Source organism: Plesiomonas shigelloides (assembly GCF_900087055.1).
Lineage (GTDB): Bacteria > Pseudomonadota > Gammaproteobacteria > Enterobacterales > CAMTGL01 > Plesiomonas > Plesiomonas shigelloides.
The window spans coordinates 2,169,869-2,194,934 of the sequence record NZ_LT575468.1 but is presented as its reverse complement, the minus strand read 5'-3'; the positions used below and the strand labels follow the sequence as shown (position 1 = coordinate 2,194,934).

The window sequence follows — 25,066 nt, the reverse complement described above, 5'->3', positions numbered from 1 at the left end:
AGACGACAAGCTGTATCTTTGCTGACCTTCGTTCGTTGCAGGCTGTGTTGAAGGTTGGATAGGCGTTTTTTATCGGCGCTGAAAATGCGTTGTGCGATCCGGTTCGGCGTCTTGTTTTTGATACGCTGGGCGTAAACTTTGCTTTTATGGTATAGTCTTACACCTTTTTCATCCGGTCAGACGACAATTAGCTGAGGGAATGTGGCGCCATGAGCGACCTAGCCAAAGAAATCACGCCGGTCAATATCGAAGAAGAGCTGAAAAGCTCCTATCTGGACTATGCAATGTCCGTGATTGTCGGACGCGCCTTACCAGATGTGCGTGACGGCCTTAAGCCGGTTCACCGCCGTGTCTTGTACGCCATGAGCGTACTCGGTAATGACTGGAACAAACCATATAAGAAATCGGCCCGTGTGGTCGGTGACGTAATCGGTAAATATCACCCACACGGTGATAGCGCGGTTTACGACACCATCGTACGTATGGCGCAGCCTTTCTCACTGCGTTATATGCTGGTCGACGGACAGGGGAACTTCGGTTCCATCGACGGCGACTCCGCCGCAGCGATGCGTTACACCGAAGTGCGCATGGCCAAGATCGCCCACGAACTGCTGGCCGATCTGGACAAAGAAACCGTTGATTATGTGCCTAACTACGACGGCAGCGAGCAGATCCCGGCAGTATTGCCGACCAAGATCCCGAACCTGCTGGTAAACGGCTCCTCCGGTATCGCCGTAGGTATGGCAACCAACATCCCACCGCACAACTTGGGCGAAGTGATCGACGGCTGTTTGGCCTACATCGAAAACCCAGAGATCACCATTGATGAGCTGATGACCCATATTCCGGGTCCGGATTTCCCGACGGCAGCAATCATCAATGGCCGTCGTGGGATTGAAGATGCTTATCGTACCGGTCGCGGTAAAGTGTACCTGCGCGCTCGCGCTGAAGTGGAAGTGGACGAGAAAAACGGCCGCGAATCCATCATCGTGCACGAGATCCCGTATCAGGTGAACAAAGCGCGCCTGATCGAAAAGATCGCCGAGCTGGTAAAAGACAAGAAAGTTGAAGGGATCAGCGCCCTGCGTGATGAGTCTGACAAAGACGGCATGCGCATTGTGATTGAGATCAAACGTGATGCGGTCGGTGAAGTGGTACTGAACAATCTGTACTCGCAAACCCAGCTGCAAACCACGTTTGGTATCAACATGGTAGCCTTGAGCCAAGGCCAACCGAAGCTGCTGAACCTCAAAGACATGCTGGAAGCGTTCGTGCTGCACCGCCGTGAAGTGGTGACACGTCGTACCGTGTATGAACTGCGTAAAGCCCGTGACCGCGCTCATATCTTGGAAGGTTTGGCCGTAGCGCTGGCGAACATCGATGAAATCATCGAGCTGATCCGCCGTGCACCGACTCCATCTGAAGCGAAAGCCGGTTTGGTTGCGCGTGGTTGGGATCTGGGCCATGTGTCCGTCATGTTGGAAGCGGCCGGTGTTGATGCTGCCCGTCCTGACTGGCTGGAGGCTGAGTTTGGTATCCGTGAAAACCAGTACTTCCTGACTGAGCAACAAGCGCAGGCTATTTTGGATTTGCGTCTGCACAAGCTGACAGGTCTGGAGCACGAGAAGCTGCTGGACGAGTACAAAGAGCTGCTGGCACAAATCGCTGAGCTGTTGCATATCCTGCAAAGCCCAGAGCGTCTGATGGAAGTGATCTGCGAAGAGCTGACCAGCATTCGCGCGCAGTTTGGCGATCAGCGCCGTACTGAAATCACTGCCAACAGTGCTGACATCAACATCGAAGACCTGATCAATCAGGAAGATGTAGTGGTCACACTGTCGCACGAAGGTTATGTGAAGTATCAGCCGCTGACTGAGTACGAAGCACAGCGCCGTGGTGGTAAAGGCAAGTCTGCGACTAAGATGAAGGAAGAAGACTTCATTGAACGTCTGCTGGTGGCTAACACCCACGACACCATTTTGTGCTTCTCGTCTCGTGGTCGCTTGTACTGGCTGAAGGTATATCAGCTGCCATTGGCCAGCCGCGGTGCTCGTGGCCGTCCGATTGTGAACTTGCTGCCGCTGGAAGAAAACGAGCGTATTACCGCGATCCTGCCGGTTCGTGAGTATGCGAATGATCAGTACATCTTCATGGCCACAGCCAACGGTACAGTGAAGAAGACGCCACTGACTGACTTTAGCCGTCCGCGTAGCGCCGGTATCATCGCTGTTAACCTGAATGATGACGACACCCTGATTGGTGTGGATCTGACTCACGGTAATGACGAAGTGATGCTGTTCTCCGCCGAAGGTAAAGTGGTGCGTTTCGCCGAAGATCAAGTGCGTCCAATGGGCCGTACCGCGACCGGTGTGCGCGGCATCAAGCTGAGCGAGCAAGACAAAGTCGTTTCTCTGATCGTGCCAAAAGGCGAGGGTGAGATCCTGACTGTCACCGCCAACGGTTACGGTAAGCGTACGGCATCTGCGGAGTACCCGACGAAGTCCCGTGCGACCCAAGGGGTTATCTCCATCAAGGTCAGCGAGCGTAACGGTCTGGTTGTGGGCGCGGTGCAGGTTGAGGAAAATGATCAGATCATGATCATCACCAATGCCGGTACGCTGGTTCGCACACGAGTGAAAGAAGTGAGCGTGGTGGGTCGTAACACCCAAGGCGTGACCTTGATTCGCACCAGCGAAGAAGAGCAAGTGGTTGGTTTGCAGCGTATCTTGGATGCCGATGATGATGAGGAAAGCACCGAAGAGGGTGTTGAACTGTCAGAACAGGGTGACGAGCAAGCTGCTAGCGAGTCTGCACAAGACGAGCCAGGCGAAGAGTAATCAATACTCGTAATGGGTGTGGCGGTAACCTGTTGCCGCTCGCCCAGTACTATCGCTGTTTCGAGTGAAAAAAGGCATCCTTTACGGATGCCTTTTGTTTTTCTGGATTTGCAGTTTTCTACTTTCGGTTTTGAGGCATAGCATGCTGGGATCGTTAATGGCCAGCGGCAGCGTGCGCGGCGCGGGTTTTCTCGGCTTGTTTCAGCAATTTTTCTTGCGGATTTTTGCTGCAATCTTCAATCAGGAAGGGAATGGCTTTTTCTACCCCAGCGATATCAATCATCGCTCCTTCTGGCTTATCTTTTTGATTAAAGCCTTCGGCAAAATACACCGCGCTCGGACGGAACGATTCATCGACAGCTAAAAATTCTGCGCAGGTCCATTCGGCGATAGGTTTAGCAGGCATTGATGGCGACAGTTTCGCTTTCATGGATTTGGCTGCATCAGCCACAGAGTTGGCCGCATTTTCCACCGTGCCGGCGGCGCTGCTGGCCGCATCAGACAAGGTATCAGACGCAGATGCACCGGCGGAAAGAGTCAGAGCCAGCAGGGTGAATAACACAGTACGTTTCATATTGTATCCTCAAAGCAAGCGGTAATGACGATAACCACCTCGCTGGACAACATTCTCAGTGACGAGGCCTGTGTAACCTCTAACACTATAGTAGAAATCTCTACATCGGCGATGCGCGAAAGTAGAACTGACCTATCGTCATAGTTAGCATGCTCGTGCGTTATCTGCGCAGTCATGCGGCTAAGCCCAGCTCTGCGCACCTTTAAACCATTTGCATGAAGATTGGCTGAGTGATACAACCGCTCAATCGTATAGGGAACGTTGAAACTAACACGGGGAATGCGCGTAATATGCAACAGGTGTTTAATTTCAGTGCCGGCCCGGCCATGCTGCCCGCCGACGTATTGCAGATTGCTCAGAAAGAGCTGCTGAATTGGCATGATCTGGGAACCTCGGTGATGGAAATCAGTCACCGCAGTAAGCAGTTTATGGCGGTTGCGGCGCAGGCGGAGCAAGATCTGCGTGATTTGTTGGCAATTCCAGATAACTACAAGGTGCTGTTCTGCCAAGGTGGCGCGCGCGCTCAGTTTGCGGCGGTGCCATTGAATCTGCTGGGGGATAAGACCCGCGCCGATTATCTGGATGGTGGTTACTGGGCGCACAGTGCCATCAAAGAAGCCGGTAAATATTGCCAACCGAATGTGATTGATATCACCGAGCGTCGTGACGGTTTACGCGCGGTGAAGCCGATGCGTGAATGGACACTGTCGGATGATGCCGCGTTTGTGCATTACTGTCCGAACGAAACCATCGATGGTCTGGAAATTCATGAAGAGCCGGATTTTGGCGACAAAATTGTGGTGGCCGACATGTCATCTACGATTTTATCACGTCCGATTGATGTGAGCCGTTACGGCGTGATTTACGCTGGCGCGCAGAAGAACATCGGGCCATCCGGTTTGACCTTGGTGATTGTGCGTGATGATTTACTGGATCGCGCGCGCGACATGCTGCCATCAGTGCTGGGCTACAAAGTGCTGGCCGATAACGATTCGATGTACAACACACCGCCAACATTCGCATGGTATCTGTCTGGTTTGGTGTTCCGCTGGCTCAAAGAGCAGGGCGGTTTGTCTGCGATGGCTAAACGCAATCAGGCCAAAGCTGAATTGCTGTACGGCTATATCGACCAGTCCGACTTTTACCACAATGACGTACACCCTGATAACCGCTCATGGATGAACGTGCCGTTCACGTTGCCATCTGCCGAGCTGGATAAAGTGTTCTTGGAAGAGTCATTTGCTGCTGGTCTGCATGCGCTGAAAGGTCACCGCATCGTTGGTGGTATGCGGGCTTCTATCTACAATGCCATGCCTGTTGAAGGTGTACAGGCATTAGTCGCCTTTATGGATGACTTTGCTAAGCGCCATCGTGGTTAATAGCTCGCCGTTACTTGCTAGCGAGTATAACCGATAATAAAAAAGCGCTGTTTAACAGCGCTTTTTTTGTTTTCAAACTCAAGAAAGTTCACGAGCTTAGTTGTGACCTTTACTCTGCGTCGGCCACGTTCCAATCGGAAGTGTGGTAAATCCCTTCACGATCTAAACGCTTATAAGTGTGCGCGCCAAAGTAATCACGCTGGGCCTGAATCAGGTTGGCCGGTAACACCGCGCTGCGGTAGCTATCATAGTACGCAATCGCCGCCGAGAAAGTGGGAACCGGTACGCCGTGCAAAATCGCCTGCGCAGTGATATTGCGCAATGACGCTTGATAGCGTTCAGCTGCTTGCTGGAAGTATGGCGCTAACAGCAGGTTTTCCGGCTTCAGGTTGCCCTCATAGGCTTCGCTGATTTTTTGTAGGAACTGTGCGCGGATAATACAGCCCGCGCGGAAGATTTTGGCGATCTCACCCAGTTGCAGATCCCAGCCATATTCACGGGAAGCAGCATCCAACTGCGCAAAGCCTTGTGCGTAGGAGATGATCTTACTCAGATACAAACCTTGACGGATTTGCTCAATCAGATCGTCAGTTTTCCCGCTTAACTGTGGCGCGACAGGACCGGTCAGAATGCGGCTGGCTTTCACGCGCTCTTCTTTCAGCGCAGAAATATAACGGGCAAAAACCGATTCGGTGATCAGGCTCAGCGGCGTACCTAAATCCAGCGCACTTTGGCTGGTCCACTTACCGGTGCCTTTGTTGCCTGCCGCATCCAAAATGACATCAATCAGATACTCGCCGGTCAGGCTGTCTTTCTTGCGTAGAATATCCGCCGTGATCTCAATCAGATAGCTGTTAAGCTCACCCTTATTCCACTCAGTGAAAATATCGGCCATCTGCTCATTATTAAGCCCCACGCCGTATTTGAGCAGCGCGTAAGCTTCGGCGATCAGCTGCATGTCGCCGTATTCGATGCCATTATGCACCATCTTCACATAGTGCCCTGAGCCACCGGTGCCGATGTATGTCACGCATGGCTCGTCTTCATATTGGGCGGCAATTTTGCCTAAGATTGGCGCAACGTGCTGGTAGGCCTCTTTATCGCCACTTGGCATGATAGATGGGCCGCGCAGCGCGCCTTCTTCACCGCCGGAAATGCCGGTACCAATGAAATTGATCCCGTGCTCAGCGAGCTCCGCCGCACGGCGTTCGGTATCTTTAAAATAGGTATTACCGCCGTCAATCAGGATATCGCCAGCGGTCAGTAAAGGCAGCAAACCGGCGATGGTGTCATCGGTCGCTTCGCCTGCTTTTACCATCAAAATGATTTTGCGTGGGCGCTCTAGCGCCGCGACAAAGTCGGCCAGTGAAGCATAAGGCACCAGCCCCGCTTCCGGATGTGAGGTGACGACTTCTTGGGTTTTCTGATAAGAGCGATTGAACACGGCGACGGAAAAGCCGCGGCTGGCCAGATTACGTGCCAGATTACTGCCCATGACGGCCATGCCGATCACGCCTACTTGTTGTTGATTCATTTTATCGTTTGCCTCGTATTCCGTACCTATCCTGTACCTAACAGGTCTGCATGCCTATGCACACGCAACCGTCGATAATTGATCAATATCACAAAATGTAATTGCTATCTATTCTCAATAAGTTAATAAATGAGACAAATCGGTTTTGCCTATAACAATCATATAGATAACCTATCAATCCTCTTGTATGACCAGTCACAAGCAACTAAGACGCAGCGTCAGCAACCGCAGGCAGTGGCCGGATGTGTAACCGGATAGACACAATTATGCTCGCCAGCTTGCGGAGAACCCGATATAACAAAGTGATAAGCACTGGCATGATTGAGAGTTCGGACACAAGGAGAGACGTAATGGGATGTGATTTTACCGCACTGGCAAATCTTGGGATTCGCGCATTGTCGCCGTATCAGGCGGGCAAGCCGGTGGAAGAGCTGGAGCGGGAGCTTGGGATCAGTAACATCGTGAAGCTGGCCTCGAATGAAAACCCGCTCGGGTTAGCCGCCAGCGTGCAGCAGGCATTAACCGCCGAATTGTCCGGACTGACCCGTTATCCCGATGCTAACGGTTTTTATCTCAAGCAAGCACTGGCTGAGCGTTTTGACGTGGATGAAGCGCAGCTGACACTGGGTAATGGCTCCAATGATTTGCTGGAGTTGATTGCGCGTGTGTTTGTCAGTGAGCAAGACGAAGTCATTTATGCCGAGCATGCCTTTATCGTTTATCCTCTCCTGGTGCAGGCACTGAATGCCAAAGCCGTGGTGGTTCCAGCCTCCGAGTGGGGACACGATTTAACCGCGATGGCCGCGGCGATCACTGAGCGTACTAAGCTTATTTTTATTGCCAACCCCAATAATCCAACCGGTACGTTTTTAAGCGCTGAAGCGTTAGATGCCTTCTTACAGCAAGTGCCAGCGCATGTCATGGTGGTGCTGGATGAAGCCTATACCGAGTATGTTGAGCCGAGCCTGCGCTCGCCCTCATTTGCGTGGGTGAACCGTTTCCCGAATCTGGTCGTTTGCCGCACCTTCTCTAAAGCGTATGGTTTGGCTGGGTTGCGCGTTGGGTACTCGGTATCCGATCCGCGGGTGGCTGGTTTAATGAATCGCCTGCGTCAGCCGTTTAACTGCAATACCTTAGCCTTGTTGGCGGCACAAACGGTATTGGATGATGCCGAGTATCTGGTTGCTGCCGTTGAGACTAATCGCCGAGGTATGGCGCAGCTAACGGAGTACTGTCAGGCGCGAGGCTTGGCGTACATTCCGTCTTCCGGTAACTTCCTCACCATTGATATGGGGCGTCCGGCTGGGCTGGTATACCAGCAATTGCTAGCACGCGGCGTGATTGTCCGTCCAATTGCTGGTTACGGTATGCCTGATCACCTGCGGGTCAGCATCGGTCTGGCGCAGGAAAACCAGCGTTTTATGGATGCCTTAGACGAAGTCTTATTTCGCTAATTTTTATGTATTCGGCCCATTATATATTCGGCCTACTATGTATTAGGCCTATGTAGCCAGAAAAATAACCGCAGGAGAGCAGAGTAATTGCTATGGAATCGCTGACGTTACAACCGATTCAACGCGTAAGCGGCACGGTCAATTTGCCCGGTTCAAAAAGTGTATCTAATCGCGCTTTATTACTGGCCGCACTGGCTCGCGGCACCACCCGATTGACCAATTTGCTCGACAGCGATGATGTGCGGCATATGCTCAATGCCCTCAGCGCGCTGGGTGTTTCTTATCGTCTTTCTGCTGATCGCACAGTGTGTGAGGTGGACGGATTAGGGCAGGTGTTTACTGTTCCAACATCGCCAGACAACAGCCCACTGACACTGTTTTTGGGTAACGCAGGCACCGCCATGCGCCCGTTGACCGCAGCCCTGTGCGCTGGGCGCGGTGAAGTGATCCTAACCGGTGAGCCGCGCATGAAAGAGCGCCCTATTGGCCATCTGGTGGATGCGCTGCGCCAAGCTGGCGCTAACATCACTTATCTGGAGCAAGAGCACTATCCACCGCTACTGATCCAAGGCAATACCTTGCAAGGTGGACGCGTAGAGATTGATGGCTCGGTCTCTAGTCAGTTCCTGACCGCTTTTTTAATGGCTGCGCCACTTTTTAGCGGCGATACCGAACTGCATATTCGCGGTGAGCTGGTGTCTAAGCCGTATATCGATATCACGCTGCATATCATGGCGGTTTTCGGTGTGCAGGTGCACCACGAAAATTATCAAGTGTTCCATATCCGTGGACAGCAGCAGTATGAATCGCCAGGGGATTATCTGGTCGAAGGCGATGCCTCGTCGGCCTCCTATTTTCTGGCGGCGGCAGCCATTCGCGGCGGCACTGTGCGGGTGACCGGTATTGGCCGACGCAGCGTGCAAGGTGATGTGCGTTTTGCCGATGTGCTGGAAAAAATGGGCGCACATATTCGCTGGGCCGATGATTATGTCGAGTGTGAGCGTGGCAGCTTAAACGGCGTGGATCTGGATTTGAACCATATTCCGGATGCGGCGATGACTATTGCTACCGCGGCGCTGTTTGCCGATGGGGAAACCTGTATCCGTAATGTTTACAACTGGCGGGTAAAAGAAACCGATCGACTGGCTGCAATGGCCGCAGAGCTGCGTAAAGTGGGGGCCGAAGTGGAAGAGGGGCACGATTACATTCGTATTGTTCCTCCGGCGCATTTGCAACATGCCGAGATTGCAACTTATAACGATCACCGCATGGCGATGTGTTTTTCGCTGGTGGCGTTGTCGGATACACCGGTCACGATTTTAGACCCAGGTTGTACCTCGAAAACCTTCCCTGACTACTTCACTCGGCTACAAACGTTGGTGCAAGCGGATTAATTGCATTTCGCCAGTGGCTTATTCAGCGCTGTAACATCACGAGCCTACCACTGACCGCGCTGGTGCTTGCCTGCTGACTTAGGCAGCGCACCGACGCGGTTTTCTTTTTTCTGTGGTCGTTAGTATGGTGTGATGTTTTGTTGCCATAGGGGCAACCGCGTCCTGTAATGTGGCATGGCGTGTTATTTACATTCGGTACAGAGAAAGCATTCGGTTGACGGCGCTTTTCCCGTATAATTGAGCGCAGAGTCAGACAGGGCAGAACTTCCTGCTCTGTGCTACCCCACTTATACTTAACGGAGGATGCTATGTCAGACACAACCCCGGTGATCACAGTCGACGGGCCAAGCGGTGCAGGTAAAGGCACGCTGTGTAAGGCACTGGCTGAGCAACTGGGCTGGCATCTGCTCGATTCCGGTGCAATTTATCGCGTGTTGGCGATGGCCGCGCTGCATCATCATGTGGATATCGAGTCTGAAGAGGCGCTAGTTCCATTGGCGGCGCACTTAGATGTGCAGTTCAAATCGGTTGATGGCCAGATCCGCGTGATCTTAGAAGGTGAGGATGTCTCGAACGATATCCGCACTGAAACTGTGGGTAATACCGCCTCCCGTGCCGCGGCCTTTCCACGTGTGCGCGAAGCGTTACTGCGCCGCCAGCGTGCGTTTCGCGCCGCACCAGGCCTGATTGCCGATGGTCGTGACATGGGAACCGTGGTCTTCCCAGATGCGCCGGTGAAAATATTTCTTGACGCCAGTGCTGAAGAGCGTGCCAACCGCCGTATGTTGCAGTTGCAGGGCAAAGGGTTTGATGTTAACTTTGAACACCTTTTGGCCGAGATCCGCGAACGTGACTATCGCGATCGCAACCGCGCTGTCGCACCGCTGAAAGCGGCACCAGACGCACTGGTACTGGATTCGACTGAAATGCCAATTGAGCAAGTGATTGCCGCCGCGATGCACCATATCAAAGAAACCTTGCACTTTTAAGGCAGAATCTTTGGCATCGCGCCGCATTTTTTTGTTATTATTGGCTAGATACAGAAGCAAACTGCATGGATGCGGCGAGCTATTTTGAAGCAACCCCATTTAGCCGGATGCTAGATGGTAGTTATCTTTCATTAGTGAAGATTAATAAACATGACTGAATCTTTTGCTCAACTCTTTGAAGAGTCCCTGAAAGAACTGGAAACTCGTCCAGGTTCTATCGTTCGTGGTACTGTTATCGCTATTCAGAACGGCATCGTTCTGGTTGATGCTGGCCTGAAGTCAGAATCTGCTATTCCAGCAGAACAGTTCAAGAACGCCCAGGGTGAGCTGGAAATCAACGTCGGTGACGAAGTTGACGTAGCACTGGACGCAGTAGAAGACGGCTTCGGTGAAACTCAGCTGTCTCGTGAGAAAGCTAAGCGCCACGAAGCTTGGCTGATGCTGGAAAAAGCATACGAAGAAGCTGCTACCGTTATCGGTGTGATCAACGGCAAGGTGAAAGGTGGTTTCACTGTAGAACTGAACGGTATCCGTGCGTTCCTGCCAGGTTCTCTGGTAGACGTTCGTCCAGTTCGTGACACTACTCACCTGGAATACAAAGAGCTTGAGTTCAAAGTAATCAAGCTGGACCAGAAGCGTAACAACGTTGTTGTTTCTCGCCGTGCCGTTATCGAATCTGAAAACAGCCAAGAGCGCGATCAGCTGCTGGAAAACCTGCAAGAAGGCATGGAAGTTAAGGGTATCGTTAAGAACCTGACTGACTACGGTGCATTCGTTGATCTGGGCGGTGTTGACGGCCTGCTGCACATCACTGATATGGCGTGGAAGCGCGTTAAGCATCCAAGCGAAATCGTGAACGTTGGCGACGAAATCACTGTTAAAGTGCTGAAGTTCGACCGCGAGCGTACTCGTGTTTCTCTGGGCCTGAAGCAGCTGGGTGAAGATCCATGGGTAGCTATTGCTAAGCGTTACCCAGAAGGTACTCGCCTGACTGGTCGTGTGACCAACCTGACTGATTACGGCTGCTTCGTAGAAATCGAAGAAGGCGTTGAAGGTCTGGTACACGTATCCGAAATGGATTGGACCAACAAGAACATCCACCCATCTAAAGTTGTTAACGTGGGTGATGTTGTTGAAGTTATGGTTCTGGACATCGACGAAGAGCGTCGTCGTATCTCCCTGGGTCTGAAGCAGTGCAAATCTAACCCATGGCAGCTGTTCGCAGAAACCCACGCTAAGGGCGATCGCGTAGAAGGTAAGATCAAGTCAATCACTGACTTCGGTATCTTCATCGGTCTGGAAGGCGGCATCGACGGCCTGGTTCACCTGTCTGACATCTCCTGGAACGTAGCAGGCGAAGAAGCAGTTCGTGAATTCAAGAAAGGCGACGAAATCGCAGCCGTAGTTCTGCAAGTTGATGCAGAGCGCGAGCGTATCTCTCTGGGCGTTAAGCAACTGGAAGAAGATCCGTTCAACAACTTCATGTCTGTTTACAAGAAAGGTGCTATCGTTACTGGTAAAGTAACTGCAGTTGATGCAAAAGGCGCTACTGTTGAACTGACTGACGGCGTTGAAGGCTACCTGCGTGCTTCTGAAGCATCTCGTGACCGCGTAGAAGACGCTACTCTGGTTCTGAGCGTTGGCGACGAAGTTGAAGCGAAGTTCACCGGTGTTGACCGTAAGAACCGCGTTGTAAACCTGTCTGTTCGCGCTAAAGACCAGGCTGAAGAAAGCGAAGCAATGGCTACTCTGAACAAGCAAGATGATGCTGCGTTCGGTAACGCTATGGCTGAAGCATTCAAAGCAGCTAAAGGCGAATAATTAACCGTACTCAGGCGGTCAGCTGACCGCCTGATGGTAAAGCGAATAAGCCACCCTCGGAGGGCCTATGACGAAGTCTGAATTAATTGAAAGACTTACTACTCAGCAATCTCATCTTTCTGCCAAAGTGGTTGAGGATGCGATCAAAGAGATGTTGGATCATATGGGTGATACACTCGCTAACGGCGAACGTATCGAAATCCGTGGCTTTGGCAGTTTCTCGCTGCACTATCGCGCGCCGCGTGTCGGGCGTAACCCGAAAACCGGAGAGAAAGTTGAACTCGAAGGTAAACAGGTTCCGCACTTTAAACCCGGCAAAGAATTACGTGAGCGGGTTAATATTTACGCTCAGTAAGGCGCAATACGGATAAATAATAAACGGCATCCTTCGGGATGCCGTTTTCTTTTGTGCGAAAGGTGTATTTTTGAGATCATGCGCGATATCGCGCAGTGGCTGTGATACCCTATTTTTTGGCATAATTCACATGAATTTGTGACCGCACAGAGGATACTGATGTGAAATATCTCTTAGGTTTTTTAGCTGCGCTGGTTGTCTTCATCATAGGGGTCACACTGGGTGCCCAAAATGAAGAACTGGTGACTTTTAACTATTTATTGGCTGAAGGACAGTTCCGCCTTTCTTCCTTATTGGCTATGCTATTTGGCACCGGTTTTGTTCTGGGCTGGATCATTTGCGGCCTGTTTTATATCCGTGTACGTTTTAACCTCAGCCGTGCTCATCGTCAGATTAAACGTCAGCAACAACAGTTGGATCAGCAAGCTGCTTCCACCACTGTGGCGACGACCGAGCCAGAACATAAGGACAAGTAATGCTTGAGCTGTTGTTTCTGTTGCTGCCAATAGCCGCTGCCTATGGCTGGTATATGGGGCGCAGAAGTGCTCGGCAAGATGAACAACAGGAAGTTAACCGTCTTTCGCGCGAGTATGTTGCCGGCGTTAACTTCCTGCTTTCCAATCAGCAGGATAAAGCCGTTGATCTGTTTCTTGATATGCTCAAGGAAGACAGTGGTACGGTAGAAGCACACCTCACACTCGGTAATCTGTTTCGCTCGCGCGGTGAAGTTGACCGAGCTATTCGTATTCACCAAGCCTTGGTGGAAAATGCCACGTTGACTTTCGACCAACGTTTGCTGGCGATGCAGCAGTTGGGTAAGGACTATCTGGCGGCTGGCTTATATGACCGCGCTGAAGATATGTTCAGTCAGTTGGTGGACGAACCGGATTTTCGTGAGTCAGCGCTGCAGCAGCTGCTGACTATCTATCAGGCTACCCGTGAATGGGCGAAAGCCATTACCGTAGCCGAAAAACTGATTAAGCTGGGTAAAACGCGCCTTAATACCGATATTGCCCATTTTTATTGTGAGCTGACGCTGCAGGCGATGGCCGACAATGATTGCGATAAAGCCTTTGCGCTGCTGAAAAAAGCCGGCCAAGCCGATCGTAATTGTGCCCGCGTCTCTTTGATGCTGGGGCGGTTGTGGATGTCGAGCGAGCAATGGCAAAAAGCAGCCAATGAGCTAGAGCGCATTTTGGAGCAGGATATCGATTTTATCCCCGAAGCGCTGCCCATGCTGAAAGAGTGTTATCAGGCCATTGACCGACCAGATCTGCTGCAAAGTTTCTTAATGCGCTGTACTGATGCCAATGCCGGTGCGATGGCCGAGTTGATGTTGGCCGACATGCTAGAGCAAAAAGAAGGCCTTGAGGTTGCTCAAACCTATATCAACCGTGAGTTGATGCGCCATCCAACGATGCGTTTATTCCATCGTCTGATGCAGTATCACTTGGCTGAGGCTGAAGATGGCCGAGCTAAAGAGAGCTTGTCGTCGTTGCAGCGGATGGTGGCCGAACAAATTAGCACTAAACCGCGCTACCGTTGCCGTAAGTGTGGTTTTACCTCGCATGCACTGTATTGGCACTGTCCATCTTGTCGCAGTTGGGCGACTGTGAAACCAATCCGAGGGTTGGATGGTGAGTAAGTGCGTTCACGCTTATCGCATGTCCGGTCATATGCTGGCCGGTCGTTATTTTTATTTACAGCAGCCTGTATGGGCTGCTGTTTTTTTATCTGCGTCTACTGAGCACGGTATACGCAGGGCTTGCTAGTGTGATTGATGGGAAAAAGGATAAGACATGCTCTCCGATGTGACTGAAAAAAACATTATTGTGGCTCTGGATTATGCGGATCAAAATGCAGCGTTGGCATTTGTCGACCGTATCGATCCGAACGATTGCCGCCTGAAAGTCGGTAAAGAGATGTTTACCTTGTTTGGTCCGGACTTCGTGCGTGCGCTGCAGCAGCGTGGCTTTGATGTGTTCTTGGACCTGAAGTTTCATGACATTCCGAACACCTGTGCACATGCCGTTGCCGCGGCAGCAGAGCTGGGGGTGTGGATGGTCAATGTGCACGCCAGTGGTGGCGAGCGCATGATGGTGGCGGCGCGCGAAGCGTTGCAGCCTTATGGCAAAGATGCGCCACTGCTGATTGCTGTCACGGTATTGACGAGCATGGAAGCCTCGGATCTGGCGGGTATTGGGATTTCAGTGTCGCCTGCAGAGCACGTGCAGCGTTTGGCACAATTGACGGCGCGCGCCGGTCTTGATGGGGTGGTGTGCTCGGCACATGAAGCCAGTCTGCTTAAAGCCACATGTGGCCAAGAGTTTAAACTGATCACCCCAGGGATCCGCCCGGAAGGCAGTGACGTTGGCGATCAGCGCCGGATCATGACTCCGAAACAGGCGGTGGCTGCTGGCGTAGATTATATGGTGATTGGTCGTCCGGTTACTCAATCTGCAGATCCGGCACAGACATTGCGGAATATCCGTCTGTCTCTGGCATAATAGCGCTTTGTTTTTGCTATCCGGACAGGAGCAACTGAAGTATGAATGATAATTCTCGTCTGGTGTATTCGACCGAAACGGGGCGAATTAAAGAAGAGGCTCCCGTGGTTAGCCGCCCGAAAGGGGATGGGGTGGTACGTATTCAGCGCCAAACCAGTGGCCGTAAAGGTAAAGGCGTATGCGTGATTACGGGAGTTGATTTGCCGGATGCCGAGCTGTCCAAACTGGTTGCTGAGTTAAAGAAAAAGTGCGGCTGTGGCGGTACGTTGAAAGACGGAGTGATTGAAATCCAAGGCGATAAGCGGGATCTGATCAAACAGCTGCTGGAAGCCAAAGGCATGAAGGTGAAATTGGCCGGTGGCTGATGCTTAACCGCATGCCATTGTGATGCAGCGATAAGAGGCTGAAACGCGATTTCAGTGTGTATTGCAGTAATAAGAGTAAAGCCCGCCAATCGGCGGGCTTTGTTTTAGGTTTTTAGCGTATGTCGACTGGTATTGTGCGCAGAGTGTATTGCAGCCCTCCGCCATTTCCCTACCTTATGATTTCTTTTTCGGCATCATGAGCAGTAAGGCATTATCTTTGATGATGTAATGATGATAGAGCGCAGCCGTAGCATGCAGCGCGATGAGTGCATAGCCAATATTGGCCAATGTTTCATGCCATTCCTTGAGCAATGATTTTGTGGCCGGATCAGGCGTGACCCACGGCGTAATCGGAAAGCCGAGGAAAGACCAGCTCTTATCCCCATAGGCCATCAGCAATACACCAAGGACCGGCAGGGCGATAAACCATAGGTAAAGGGCCAGATACATCAACTTCGCAGCCAGATGTTGCCAGCGTGGTGGGGTGGGGATGATAGCAGGATCGGGCAGTAAATGGCGCAATACGACGCGTACTAGCATTAGCGCCCAGACTAGCACGCCGCAGTTATAGTGGATTTCGCGCATCAGTAAATAGGCCGGTGAGTTTTTTACAAACACCCCACGAAACTCAATTGAGAGATAAGCAAGTAAGATCAGCAGTAAGGTCAGCCAGTGCAGCGCAATTTGAGATTTACTAAAACGAGTCATAATGGCAGTTCGGTGTTATCCAAGATATTTTTGAGATTAACATATCGTAACCTAGCGGCTGATATGAATTAAGACTATGAATGCTGCTGTTTATACTCTGCGCATTTTCTGCTGCATGCTTGGTGCGAAAAAAAGACCAGCCCAAAGGCTGGCGGAGTAAAGGAAGAGTAAATACAACAGAAATGTCGATAGCTCTAAGACTATAGCGGAAGAGCAGGGCGTTACTCACTAAGCAATGTAATGATTTACCCCGCTAGATTGTAAATAAATGTGATGCTCCGTGATGGTGAGATGAGCTGAAATTATCCCAACATCAACTTATTTAGGCTGACTCAATAATAAATCAGCATAATAATAAATACGGCATGGAATTCGGCGCTGAGCAGTAATTGTTGGCTATGACGTTAAGTCTGATGTCGTTGTCTTTAGTATGTTAGCTAAAGTGAGTTATTTGCTTTGGGCAATGACTGCGGTTTAATCATGGCATGCAGTCAATGAAAGTATAAAATTCAACAAGGGCGTACATGAAGCGTATTGCATTGTTAATGGCATTTTCTCAGGGATGTTGGGCTAGTCAGTGCATCTCTTATGCGAACCCAGAGTTTAGCGGTACTCTATATAGTCAAACATTTGCGCTGGAAGATGCTGAGTCGAGTGAGACGGTATTGCTGCTTAAATTACCGCAGGCGGTGTGTGTCTCTGGCGGGGATGAAGAGATGGAATACCAACCGGATGCTGACGGTATCCAACGTATTCAGTTGAGCTTGGCTGAATTTTCCGATGATGAAAAGCTAAGACAGCAATCGATGGGCAAAACACTGACCTGTGTGGGCGAACTTACCTCAGCTTACAATAGCCATCATCATGTAGAAATGGTGTTAGGGAACGCAACGTGCCGCTAGCATCAGTTTATAATCAAAATTTGATAATGGTAGTGTTCAGAGTAAATCAACGCCGCAAGGCTTATGTCGCTGAAATTATTGAGAGCGGTGAGCGTCATGAAAATACGTATGTATACGCCAAGTGATGCGGAGAGTTTGTGGCAACTGAAGTATGACACTATTAATGCGGTAAATAGCGCCGACTATACACAAGCTCAACTGTGTGCGTGGGCTCCGGCCAGTTTGGATCGGGAGGTTTGGCAAACACGTATTGATGCAATGCACCCTTTTATCGTGGAGCTAGAGGGAAAAGCAGTCGGTTTTGCTGATCTACAGGACGATGGGTACATTGATCATTTCTTTTGCCATTCTCAGCACCAACGGCAAGGTGTTGGCCGGGCATTGATGGCACATATTTTGGCAGTTGGCCATCAGCGAGGTATTACTCGCTTTTACTCGCATGTCAGCATTACAGCCAAGCTATTTTTTGAGCGTTTTGGATTTCGCGTCGTCAAAGAGCAGCAGGTCGCCATTAACGGACAAGTGCTTACCAACTTTCTGATGGAAAAGCGCACTGTTGAGTAATTGCGTGCTCAACGCCATGTCATTACGACTTGCCGAATATGGCAGCAATAGACGCTGCCATATTGAGCCTATTAATGTGCTGCCGTTTTCCAAATAGCAATGGATCCGTTGGAGGACTGTGTTGGAATATCAAAATGCATGAGGTCTTCACCAATTACAAATGGGCCTGAATAGCGCTGCTCAACAATATTGGCGATATCCTTTTCTGAGACATTGCCGTTGAGCCCAATATGACTAAAGACGGCCAATTTGGGCTTTGACTCCGCAAATACGCGCGCAGCATCTTGTGGTGATGACAGATGGCCTGCAACCGCTTTATAGGCGGGATGCTCACGCAGTGCTTCTGCGGATGTGAGCGACACACAATGGACAAGCAGGTCAGCATGCTGCGCTTGTTTGACGACTTCAGGGCTATACCGAGTATCGCCAGAAAGGACCACCGTATGGCCTTTATAGATGATCTTATAGCCAAAAGACGGCTTGATATTCACACCATGGTCATTATTAAACGCGATCACCTGAACGCCATCTTTATCGTATACCTTACCCGGTTGAATGGTTATGGCATCGATTTTCACTCCGTCTAAAGATGTGCCTTCATCTTTATGACGAATACCGATGTCTGTGGCATAAGCCTGCTGTAGCCCACTGGCGAGAGTCGCTATCCCCTTTGGACCATACAGCGCCATGGGTTGTGTCCGTCTACCATAAGGGGGCTGTAGCCAGCCGGTTAACCACAAGTCGGCAAGGCCAACGGTGTGATCAGAATGAAAATGAGTCAGAAAAAATGCATTCACCTGACCAAGTGGGATATGCATTTGCCACAGTCGTGTCGCCGCATCGCGTCCAAAATCGAAAACGAGCTTTTGCTGTCCGGCTTCAACCAGTGTGCTATATCCGCCTCGGTAAGCCTGTGGTTGCGGCGTTCCTGTACCGAGTAGGGTAACACGGAAAGTTGAGTCTGCCGATGGCTGTGGTTGCTCTGCCCAAGCCATCGTCGCTATACAGGATAAGGCGGTTCCGACGACGATTTTGCACCAATATTTCTTCATGACGTGTTCCTGCTATTTCTCTCTCCGCAATAGAAAGCTGAAGTGTCACTCAAAAATATAATGTGATAAATGTGTCTTTGGTTTGTATATTAAAACCTTATGGTTTCGAATTGGATTGAGCGGAGAGATGGATAAATTACGGAGTATGGAAGTTTTTCTTTTGGCCATGGATGAAGGCTCTTATGCGGCAGCGGCGGACAGACTCGGTATGAGTGCGCAGATGGTTGGTCGCCATATTCGTATGCTAGAGGCGTGGATTGGGGCGCGTTTAGTGAGCAAGACGACGCGCCAGCAGAGTATGACCGAAGCGGGACTGATTTTTTATGAGCGATGCAAGGTGCTATTAGCGGAAGTGGAAGGCACTAAAAATCTGACTCAGGCATTGATGGCAACCCCGAGAGGAAAATTGCGCTTGGCCGCGCCGTTGAGTTTTGGTCAGCACCAGTTAATGCCTTTGCTTACCGCATTTTTAGAGCAATATCGCGATATCAGTGTAGAGCTATATTTGTCTAATCGTCAGATTGATGCGGTGGAAGAAGGTTTTGACGTTGTTATTCGTGTTCCGACTGAATCAGACTCGCACCTGATTTCTCTTCCTCTTGTGGAGCAGCAGTTTTGCTTGTGTGCTGCACCGTCTTATCTTGACCACTATGGCACGCCGCTTCATCCTGATAATCTTAAAGCCCATGCGTGTTTGCATGGCAATTGGTCTGGTATTGAGTGCTGGCATTTTCAAAAAGGGACTGCACAGTTTCAGCATTATCCGCGTAGCCGTCTGACGGTAAATAGCTGGCCTGCATTAAAAGAAGCTACACTACATGGGGCGGGGATCAGTTTGCAGCCACTATCATCGGTAAAGCAAGATTTGGCGAGAGGAACGCTGCGTTGTTTGCTGTCAGAGTTTGTTATTCCGTCGAAGACATTGTGCTTTCTTTATCCTGTCGAGCGACGTGGTGTGCCTAAAGTTCGCGCACTTGGTGAATATCTACAAACGTGTTTTTTATAGCCTAAAAGAGAGAGTTGCCGGCTGGATGGTTAGGCTACAGAGCCCTCGCGCAGTATGAGCGAACTATCCTGCAGCCAAACGACTGCAGGATGAGAATGTGCTACCACTTAGGGGATGATTCCTCAAGTTAGGAATTCACCACCGCCGGCATGGATCATCAAGTATGGTCTTTTACGTCATCCATCGCTAAGCGAGGAGAGATCACTGAATGTTTCAGCAATAACGAGTAAAACTGACTTTTCACCTTCTTGTTGTAGTTGCTGTGGCGGCGATAATTCATTTTAGCCTAACCAATAGGCTTTAGGTTTGACTTCGTTCTTTTAATTTATATTCGGATATAACTTTGTACGTGCATACCAATAACGCAATAGTAAGATATATGTAAGCTTCTGTTTTTCCAGATTTAACAGCCATGATATAGTGAATTGATGTCAATATGGTGGCGATATAAATGAGTTTATGAAGATAGCTCCAGTACTTGCCAAGTATACACTGCGCTTTTTTCGATGACGTTAAAGCCATCAGTAATAGAATTAACCAGCAGATACCACCGATGGCTAAGTACAGTCTAGCGGTTAACTCATTAAAGAACAGCGCAAGGTCGAACCCAAGGTCAAGAATAATATATATAGATAGGTGGAGTGTCGCCCATGTAAAGCAATAGAGCCCTAGTGCTTTTAATTGAGTGAATAAATTATGACAATGGATTACTTTCGATATGATTGGGATAAGTACAATGATGAAAATATAGTTAATGGCTGTTTTCCCGGTGAAGTGCTCCAATTCTTTTATCGGATCGGAGCCAAACCCACCAAGAGTGAGTAAATAAAATAGATGGCAAAACACGAGCACCGATATGCCGTGCGTGATAATAGAGAGCGTTTTTTTCTGCAGTTTCATCAAAACAGTCTCATCAAAAATGTTCCCGTAGATCCATGCCCTGATACAGATGAGCAACCTGCTCGGCATAGCCATTAAACAATAATGTCTTTTTTCGTTGGCTGCTGAATAGGCCACCTTTACCAATGAAGCGCTCACTGGCTTGGCTCCAGCGTGGATGGTCTACATTCGGATTTACATTGGCATAAAATCCGTATTCATGTGGAGCTAATTTATTCCATGATGTGGTGGGTTGCTTATCAGTTAATGTGATTTTTACCACGGATTTGATGCTCTTAAACCCATACTTCCAGGGGACGATAAGGCGAATTGGCGCTCCATTTTGTGGTGATAGCGTTTTTCCATACAACCCGACAGACATAATGGTCAGCGGATTCAGGGCTTCGTCAAGACGTAATCCTTCGGTGTAGGGGTAGTCTATGCCGCCACCGAGGTAGCCATTACGTTGCCCAGGCATTTGTTCGGGTGCATAGAGCGTTTGAAATGCGACATACTTGGCGGTTGATTTTGGTTGTGCAAGTTTAAGCAGCTTAGATAACGGAAAACCGAGCCAAGGGATATTCATTGACCACGCTTCTACACAGCGTAGCCGGTAAATTCTTTCTTCAATATCGAATTTGCTCAAGATGTCTTCATGATAAAGCTTTATGGGGTTATCAACTAATCCATCGATTTGTAGCTCCCAAGGCGATGTTTTGAAGTTAGTCGCCAATTCCGCTGGATCTGTTTTGGATGTTCCAAATTCATAAAAGTTATTGTAAGTCAGAATCTTATCTTCTGGCGTGAGCATATCTTTTAATAATGTGTCTTTAGCTCGAGTATATTCTAGTGGTGAGCGGTTATCTGAATTCGCTTTCTCCTTACCCGAAAGGAGATCTAAAACGCTGGCTTGTGCGTTTGTGGCTAGCGGAGCGGTGAGCGCGGTGATCCCAAGTTTAATTAGGATATCTCGGCGTTGCTTAAAAATGTGCTCAGGCGTGACATCGTTTTCTTTTACGCCCCAAAATTTACGTTTCGGCATCCTGACATTCCTTCATGTTTTGGTGATGACTCAAAGTGATGAGCTTGTACGTTTCACGTCGCAGAATCGAGTGACATATCCAGTGCCACTGTAGCAAACCCGCCACTCTTCACGTCACGGCTTACACGTTAAGCGAGGTGTAAAACGCTGTATAGCCACGTTCGCAATAGTATGATCAGCTGATAGTGTTTTGTAAGTAATCTATCTCAGCTAAATTTTTGATGGTGCACTGTTCGTCTCAAAAATAATACCATGCGTATCAATGTTGAGTGAGTTCGTAAATGTCAGATGCTAGACGTCATTACGGGGAAAGTATGGCGAAGAACCTGGTTTATTGGTGTGAGCACATGTGTTGATGCTGTTAATGGCGATAGTGATGGATTACCTATATTTTTATATAATTAATTTAAGCTCGAGGTAACGAGTGCGATATGATAGGTATTACGGATGATGACTAAGTGATAATGCGAATGAAAGAAACTGAGGAAGTAATTCCGAGTGATTTAGGTGTCAATGAGTCTCATGTCGGCGGCTATGCTAATAATGAATATTTCACTCTACAAAAGGAACCGGTTATCCATGCTTGGATTGCAGAGATACCAAGACCGCATCGAGGTGTGCTTGCATTGAGTCTTGCTCTTTTATTAATGATTTTGGGTGCTATCTTTGATTGGCTAGGCGCAGGTCTTATTACTATTCTCGTTTTGTACGGAAACGGTATCCTTTTAGGTTGCCTTTGCTACTTTCTCGATGATACTGAACTAATACATTACTCAATGACAAATAAAGGGATTTATTTCATTAGAAAAGATTTAATGCAAAAATCGCTTGGCTATGTTGTCATTGCATTATCAATAGCGCTTCCGTTTATGGGTTATTCACTTTACGGTTTATATGGACCTCTTCCTGCTATTTTGGCTTTGGCATGTTGGGGTGGTCTACGATTTGTCGATGTACGAGAAAAACATCGGCATATTGGCATGCTATTTACCGAGGGTAGTGGGAAACTAATGGTGGATAGGACGAATTTCTCAATAGGGATTTTCGGCCGCGATAGTGATATCTGTAATCACATGCTGGTTTATTGCGCATATTATAATTTTAAGCAGATTTATAAAGATGTGAGAGTACGCACGCCAGGCTACCAGATTCATGAGGTGTCAGAAAAAATTAAGGTTAACAGATAATGGATGATGTTTGTGGAGTAATTGCTGGTGGCTATAAATCCGCAGTGATCCGCCTTTTTAAGGCAGCATGTGGTTTTAGTGCAGTCTTAAAGTATAAGTCTGATGGAACATGGTCATGAAAAAGAGAATGTGGATAGCAATTATTTTTGTTGTGTTGCTCTTATGTGCCGAGTTCATGCTCAAGGGTAATGGGATGGGCGCATTTAATAAACAAGTATGGTCAGCCAGTGATTTTGCTAGCCTCATGAAAGATGAAACCATGGTTGAGGTATATAAGCCATCGCCAAAAGAGGTTATAGGTAACGTCGGAATTGAGATAGTTCTACCTGAACCCAACCTGAGAACGGCTACCGTGCAGCTGTCCTCTTACCGATTATATGATAAAGCTCAAAGCAATATATACATTGGGCCATACAAAGAGATTATCGTTTTGGATGCCGACAAAGCTATGTTGGGCGATGGCGGCTCTAAGGATGATGGATACGACGTGCTTGAAATTACATTCATTGATAAAGTGAATTTAGTTACATACACCTGTACGCAAGAACGACCTTTTCATATGTGGAAACTCAATAAGATTGTAACCATTAACTTTCTTTCTCAAAGGAAGTTAGATAAAAATGGTGAGCCATATTGCTATGAGGCTTATGTCAATTAGAGAGCTAAGAATTAGTGAAAAAACTTGCTAAATGTTTAGGGTGATGTATCCAATTAATTAGTAGAATATGTATTTTCGATAAAAGCTCCAATGGCTTTTTCATGAAGTTTAGCAGAGCGGGAGATGCAGATGCTTCTACTAGCTAGACGCTTGATTCAAGTTCTTAGAGTTAGATTGTTGCGCTCAATACGCTGAGTAAAGATCTTGCCGGTCAAGTGCTTCTCTTTAGGAAACACTCTAGGATAGCAGCCCCATTCATCTGTAGTTAGCATATCGATGTTAAAATGGGTGAGCAGAGCCAGTAATTCACGGCTGGTTGAATCGATTCGTGGATCAAAAGTTGTAGGTCAGTACACCACTTGTTTTTGTGCTGTGCGTGTACCAGAGCCAGTGCAGTCGTACCTTACTACCGATAAAGCTCCATTGTTCGTCAAGCTCATAGATAAGCGCCACATCAGCATGAGCCATCGGAGACGATGTTATTCATCGTGGCGAGAGTTTTTAATGTTCGTACAACAACATTGAGACTAATGGTTAGTACATGCGCAGTATCTCGTATCCCTGCATTATTCATTGCAAGCTCAATAAGCTGTGCTTTTATGCCTGCTGGCAGGCTCGGTATTCATACTCGAGTTAAAAGCTACGGCAACAAGCTTGACTGCGGTAAAGTTGATGTCCGGTGGTTCCCAACCCATGCTTTTCACGGGTTCTATTTGCTGACAAAGTGGACACTTAAGTAAAACGCAATTTAGCTCCATGTTCTTTCTCTCCAAGATCCCGTGGTTTTGCAGCCTTCGCGCTTCTCCCGGCTTGAGGGCCTTTTTTTGTTTTTAGCACTCAACATTCAGTCTTGGATACTTGCCGGTAAAAGCAGGGGGCTCATTGGTATGAGTCATTCCAGTCACCTCAACCACTCTGAGCAATAACTTGCTCAGAACTCAGTGTATTTATCCTTTTGAGCAATAACTGCAACATATTTGATCTGTTTTAAGCCGGTTCTTGCTTGATTTCACTCAGCATAAGAGGGAGTTTGATTAACGTATTGTTTATAAAAGAGTTTTAATATGGCGTAAGTTTTGCATAAGGTGTTCACAATGCTATGAATTTAGGCATGTCGCGAGAGTAGTTATAGCCACTATAGCTACAGCGAAGCTCGTGCAGAAAAAGTGAAGGCTACGGGAGGCAAAGCAGATAGATGAAGAAAACTATTTATATAACAATGTGCCTGCCATTTATTTCTCATGCGGCAAACCTGTTTGATAGCTATGAATCATGCTATCAGGCCTTATCAAATAGGCTATTTCACAGCGACGGTCACGAACTCGAGCCTTTCAGTATGGAAGAAAGTGAAGGTGTTTTTTATGGTTGGAGTGGTTTCGATTCTGGTCGACAGCGTAGTGTTGAATTGCAAGATGGCCAACTGACCATAGACAGTAAACGGTTACCAACCAATTTTGTAAAACCTTTCCCAAGAGAAACAATTGATATTGGTGATCTTGGGTTAGGTGCAAAAGTGTATTTTAAAGATAACTGGGTATGTGTAGAAGGATCTCCTCCTTCAGCATCAGGTACAGCGGTTCGCCATCAGTCGGTATATTTAATCCGAACGGGAAATAATCCTATGGGCTGGAAGCTACCGTCTCTTTTTGCATCTTGCATAGCTGTCCGTGTGAATGGTGGATTGCCCGATTTTGATAGTATTCGATACTTTTACCAGAAAGGTAAAGATCAACCATCAGGAGTGGACTTTACTGAATACAAGATCAAGAATGGATCTTTTTTAGAAGTAGGAAATAAACGTAGGGCAGTGTTTATTGATTGCGGAAATGTGTATAAATTTAGGTTTGAGTGATGTCTAT

At 48.6% G+C, this 25,066-nt stretch carries 23 protein-coding genes and 1 pseudogene; 17 read left to right on the top strand and 7 right to left on the bottom strand.

The features are described 5' to 3' along the window. Positions 1-209: 209 nt before the first annotated feature. Positions 210-2,837 carry a DNA topoisomerase (ATP-hydrolyzing) subunit A gene (gyrA, locus tag NCTC9997_RS09750; protein ID WP_064977975.1) on the top strand — a complete coding sequence of 876 codons (2,628 nt, stop codon included), beginning with the start codon at positions 210-212 and terminating at the stop codon, positions 2,835-2,837. Between the two features lie 154 nt (positions 2,838-2,991). Here the strand turns inward: gyrA and hdeA are convergent, their stop codons facing one another. Continuing rightward, the gene (hdeA, locus tag NCTC9997_RS09745; RefSeq protein ID WP_010864037.1) at positions 2,992-3,411 is read right to left on the bottom strand and encodes an acid-activated periplasmic chaperone HdeA; all 420 of its coding nucleotides are present in this window, start codon (positions 3,409-3,411) and stop codon (positions 2,992-2,994) included. Positions 3,412-3,701: 290 nt separating this feature from the next. Between hdeA and serC the strand changes: the two genes are divergently transcribed. Further along, positions 3,702-4,790 (top strand): 3-phosphoserine/phosphohydroxythreonine transaminase, encoded by a 1,089-nt coding sequence (gene serC / locus NCTC9997_RS09740; protein ID WP_064977974.1) that lies wholly within the window; start codon positions 3,702-3,704, stop codon positions 4,788-4,790. Between the two features lie 109 nt (positions 4,791-4,899). Here serC and gndA read toward each other — a convergent pair whose 3' ends face one another. Further along, a complete protein-coding gene (gene gndA, locus NCTC9997_RS09735) occupies positions 4,900-6,324 on the bottom strand; it encodes an NADP-dependent phosphogluconate dehydrogenase (RefSeq protein ID WP_064977973.1) in 1,425 nt (474 codons plus the stop codon). 350 nt (positions 6,325-6,674) lie between these two features. Between gndA and hisC the strand changes: the two genes are divergently transcribed. The 9 genes from hisC (at position 6,675) to yciH (ending at position 15,209) form a co-directional block, all read left to right on the top strand. Further along, complete coding sequence (gene hisC / locus NCTC9997_RS09730; RefSeq protein WP_064977972.1) at positions 6,675-7,778, top strand: histidinol-phosphate transaminase; 1,104 nt, start codon at positions 6,675-6,677, stop codon at positions 7,776-7,778. Positions 7,779-7,870: 92 nt separating this feature from the next. Beyond that, positions 7,871-9,172, top strand: a complete 1,302-nt coding sequence (gene aroA / locus NCTC9997_RS09725; protein ID WP_064977971.1) for a 3-phosphoshikimate 1-carboxyvinyltransferase — start codon at positions 7,871-7,873, stop codon at positions 9,170-9,172. Between the two features lie 308 nt (positions 9,173-9,480). Next, on the top strand, positions 9,481-10,161 hold the full coding sequence (gene cmk, locus NCTC9997_RS09720; RefSeq protein WP_039045667.1) for a (d)CMP kinase: 681 nt from the start codon (positions 9,481-9,483) through the stop codon (positions 10,159-10,161). A gap of 150 nt (positions 10,162-10,311) precedes the next feature. Next, on the top strand, positions 10,312-11,982 hold the full coding sequence (rpsA, locus tag NCTC9997_RS09715; protein ID WP_010864031.1) for a 30S ribosomal protein S1: 1,671 nt from the start codon (positions 10,312-10,314) through the stop codon (positions 11,980-11,982). Between the two features lie 67 nt (positions 11,983-12,049). Then, entirely contained in the window at positions 12,050-12,337 is a 288-nt protein-coding gene (ihfB, locus tag NCTC9997_RS09710; protein WP_010864030.1) for an integration host factor subunit beta, read from the top strand. A gap of 161 nt (positions 12,338-12,498) precedes the next feature. Next, positions 12,499-12,813, top strand: coding sequence for a LapA family protein (locus NCTC9997_RS09705; RefSeq protein WP_010864029.1), 315 nt, complete (start codon positions 12,499-12,501; stop codon positions 12,811-12,813). After that, a complete protein-coding gene (gene lapB, locus NCTC9997_RS09700) occupies positions 12,813-13,982 on the top strand; it encodes a lipopolysaccharide assembly protein LapB (protein WP_039045668.1) in 1,170 nt (389 codons plus the stop codon). Before NCTC9997_RS09705 ends, lapB begins: the two co-directional genes overlap by 1 nt. 154 nt (positions 13,983-14,136) lie before the next feature. Continuing rightward, positions 14,137-14,844: an orotidine-5'-phosphate decarboxylase gene (gene pyrF, locus NCTC9997_RS09695; RefSeq protein ID WP_039045669.1), complete on the top strand. Its 708-nt coding sequence runs from the start codon at positions 14,137-14,139 to the stop codon at positions 14,842-14,844. Between the two features lie 41 nt (positions 14,845-14,885). Further along, positions 14,886-15,209 carry a stress response translation initiation inhibitor YciH gene (gene yciH / locus NCTC9997_RS09690; RefSeq protein ID WP_010864026.1) on the top strand — a complete coding sequence of 108 codons (324 nt, stop codon included), beginning with the start codon at positions 14,886-14,888 and terminating at the stop codon, positions 15,207-15,209. 174 nt (positions 15,210-15,383) lie between these two features. Here the strand turns inward: yciH and NCTC9997_RS09685 are convergent, their stop codons facing one another. After that, a complete protein-coding gene (locus tag NCTC9997_RS09685) occupies positions 15,384-15,917 on the bottom strand; it encodes a cytochrome b (protein ID WP_039045670.1) in 534 nt (177 codons plus the stop codon). A gap of 524 nt (positions 15,918-16,441) precedes the next feature. On the opposite strand from NCTC9997_RS09685, the gene NCTC9997_RS09680 reads away from it, so the two are divergent. Beyond that, positions 16,442-16,819: a hypothetical protein gene (locus NCTC9997_RS09680; protein WP_064977970.1), complete on the top strand. Its 378-nt coding sequence runs from the start codon at positions 16,442-16,444 to the stop codon at positions 16,817-16,819. A 96-nt stretch (positions 16,820-16,915) separates the two neighbouring features. Next, entirely contained in the window at positions 16,916-17,383 is a 468-nt protein-coding gene (locus NCTC9997_RS09675) for a GNAT family N-acetyltransferase (RefSeq protein WP_197665194.1), read from the top strand. A 71-nt stretch (positions 17,384-17,454) separates the two neighbouring features. On the opposite strand, the gene NCTC9997_RS09670 is transcribed toward NCTC9997_RS09675, so the two are convergent. Beyond that, positions 17,455-18,435, bottom strand: a complete 981-nt coding sequence (locus NCTC9997_RS09670; protein ID WP_064977968.1) for an MBL fold metallo-hydrolase — start codon at positions 18,433-18,435, stop codon at positions 17,455-17,457. Between the two features lie 127 nt (positions 18,436-18,562). On the opposite strand from NCTC9997_RS09670, the gene NCTC9997_RS09665 reads away from it, so the two are divergent. Then, complete coding sequence (locus NCTC9997_RS09665) at positions 18,563-19,441, top strand: LysR family transcriptional regulator (RefSeq protein WP_064977967.1); 879 nt, start codon at positions 18,563-18,565, stop codon at positions 19,439-19,441. Between the two features lie 300 nt (positions 19,442-19,741). Here NCTC9997_RS09665 and NCTC9997_RS09660 read toward each other — a convergent pair whose 3' ends face one another. Together NCTC9997_RS09660 and msrP are read right to left on the bottom strand one after the other, a co-directional pair. After that, positions 19,742-20,341: a protein-methionine-sulfoxide reductase heme-binding subunit MsrQ gene (locus tag NCTC9997_RS09660; RefSeq protein ID WP_064977966.1), complete on the bottom strand. Its 600-nt coding sequence runs from the start codon at positions 20,339-20,341 to the stop codon at positions 19,742-19,744. Between the two features lie 13 nt (positions 20,342-20,354). Next, positions 20,355-21,362: a protein-methionine-sulfoxide reductase catalytic subunit MsrP gene (gene msrP / locus NCTC9997_RS09655; protein ID WP_064977965.1), complete on the bottom strand. Its 1,008-nt coding sequence runs from the start codon at positions 21,360-21,362 to the stop codon at positions 20,355-20,357. Between the two features lie 470 nt (positions 21,363-21,832). Between msrP and NCTC9997_RS09650 the strand changes: the two genes are divergently transcribed. Together NCTC9997_RS09650 and NCTC9997_RS09645 are read left to right on the top strand one after the other, a co-directional pair. Next, positions 21,833-22,549 (top strand): hypothetical protein, encoded by a 717-nt coding sequence (locus NCTC9997_RS09650; RefSeq protein ID WP_152136338.1) that lies wholly within the window; start codon positions 21,833-21,835, stop codon positions 22,547-22,549. A 115-nt stretch (positions 22,550-22,664) separates the two neighbouring features. After that, the gene (locus NCTC9997_RS09645) at positions 22,665-23,207 is read left to right on the top strand and encodes a hypothetical protein (protein ID WP_064977963.1); all 543 of its coding nucleotides are present in this window, start codon (positions 22,665-22,667) and stop codon (positions 23,205-23,207) included. 53 nt (positions 23,208-23,260) lie between these two features. Here NCTC9997_RS09645 and NCTC9997_RS09640 read toward each other — a convergent pair. Further along, positions 23,261-23,965, bottom strand: a pseudogene (locus tag NCTC9997_RS09640) (IS1 family transposase). Positions 23,966-24,402: 437 nt separating this feature from the next. Between NCTC9997_RS09640 and NCTC9997_RS09635 the strand changes: the two are divergent. Then, positions 24,403-25,059: a hypothetical protein gene (locus NCTC9997_RS09635; RefSeq protein ID WP_064977962.1), complete on the top strand. Its 657-nt coding sequence runs from the start codon at positions 24,403-24,405 to the stop codon at positions 25,057-25,059. Positions 25,060-25,066 lie beyond the last annotated feature (7 nt).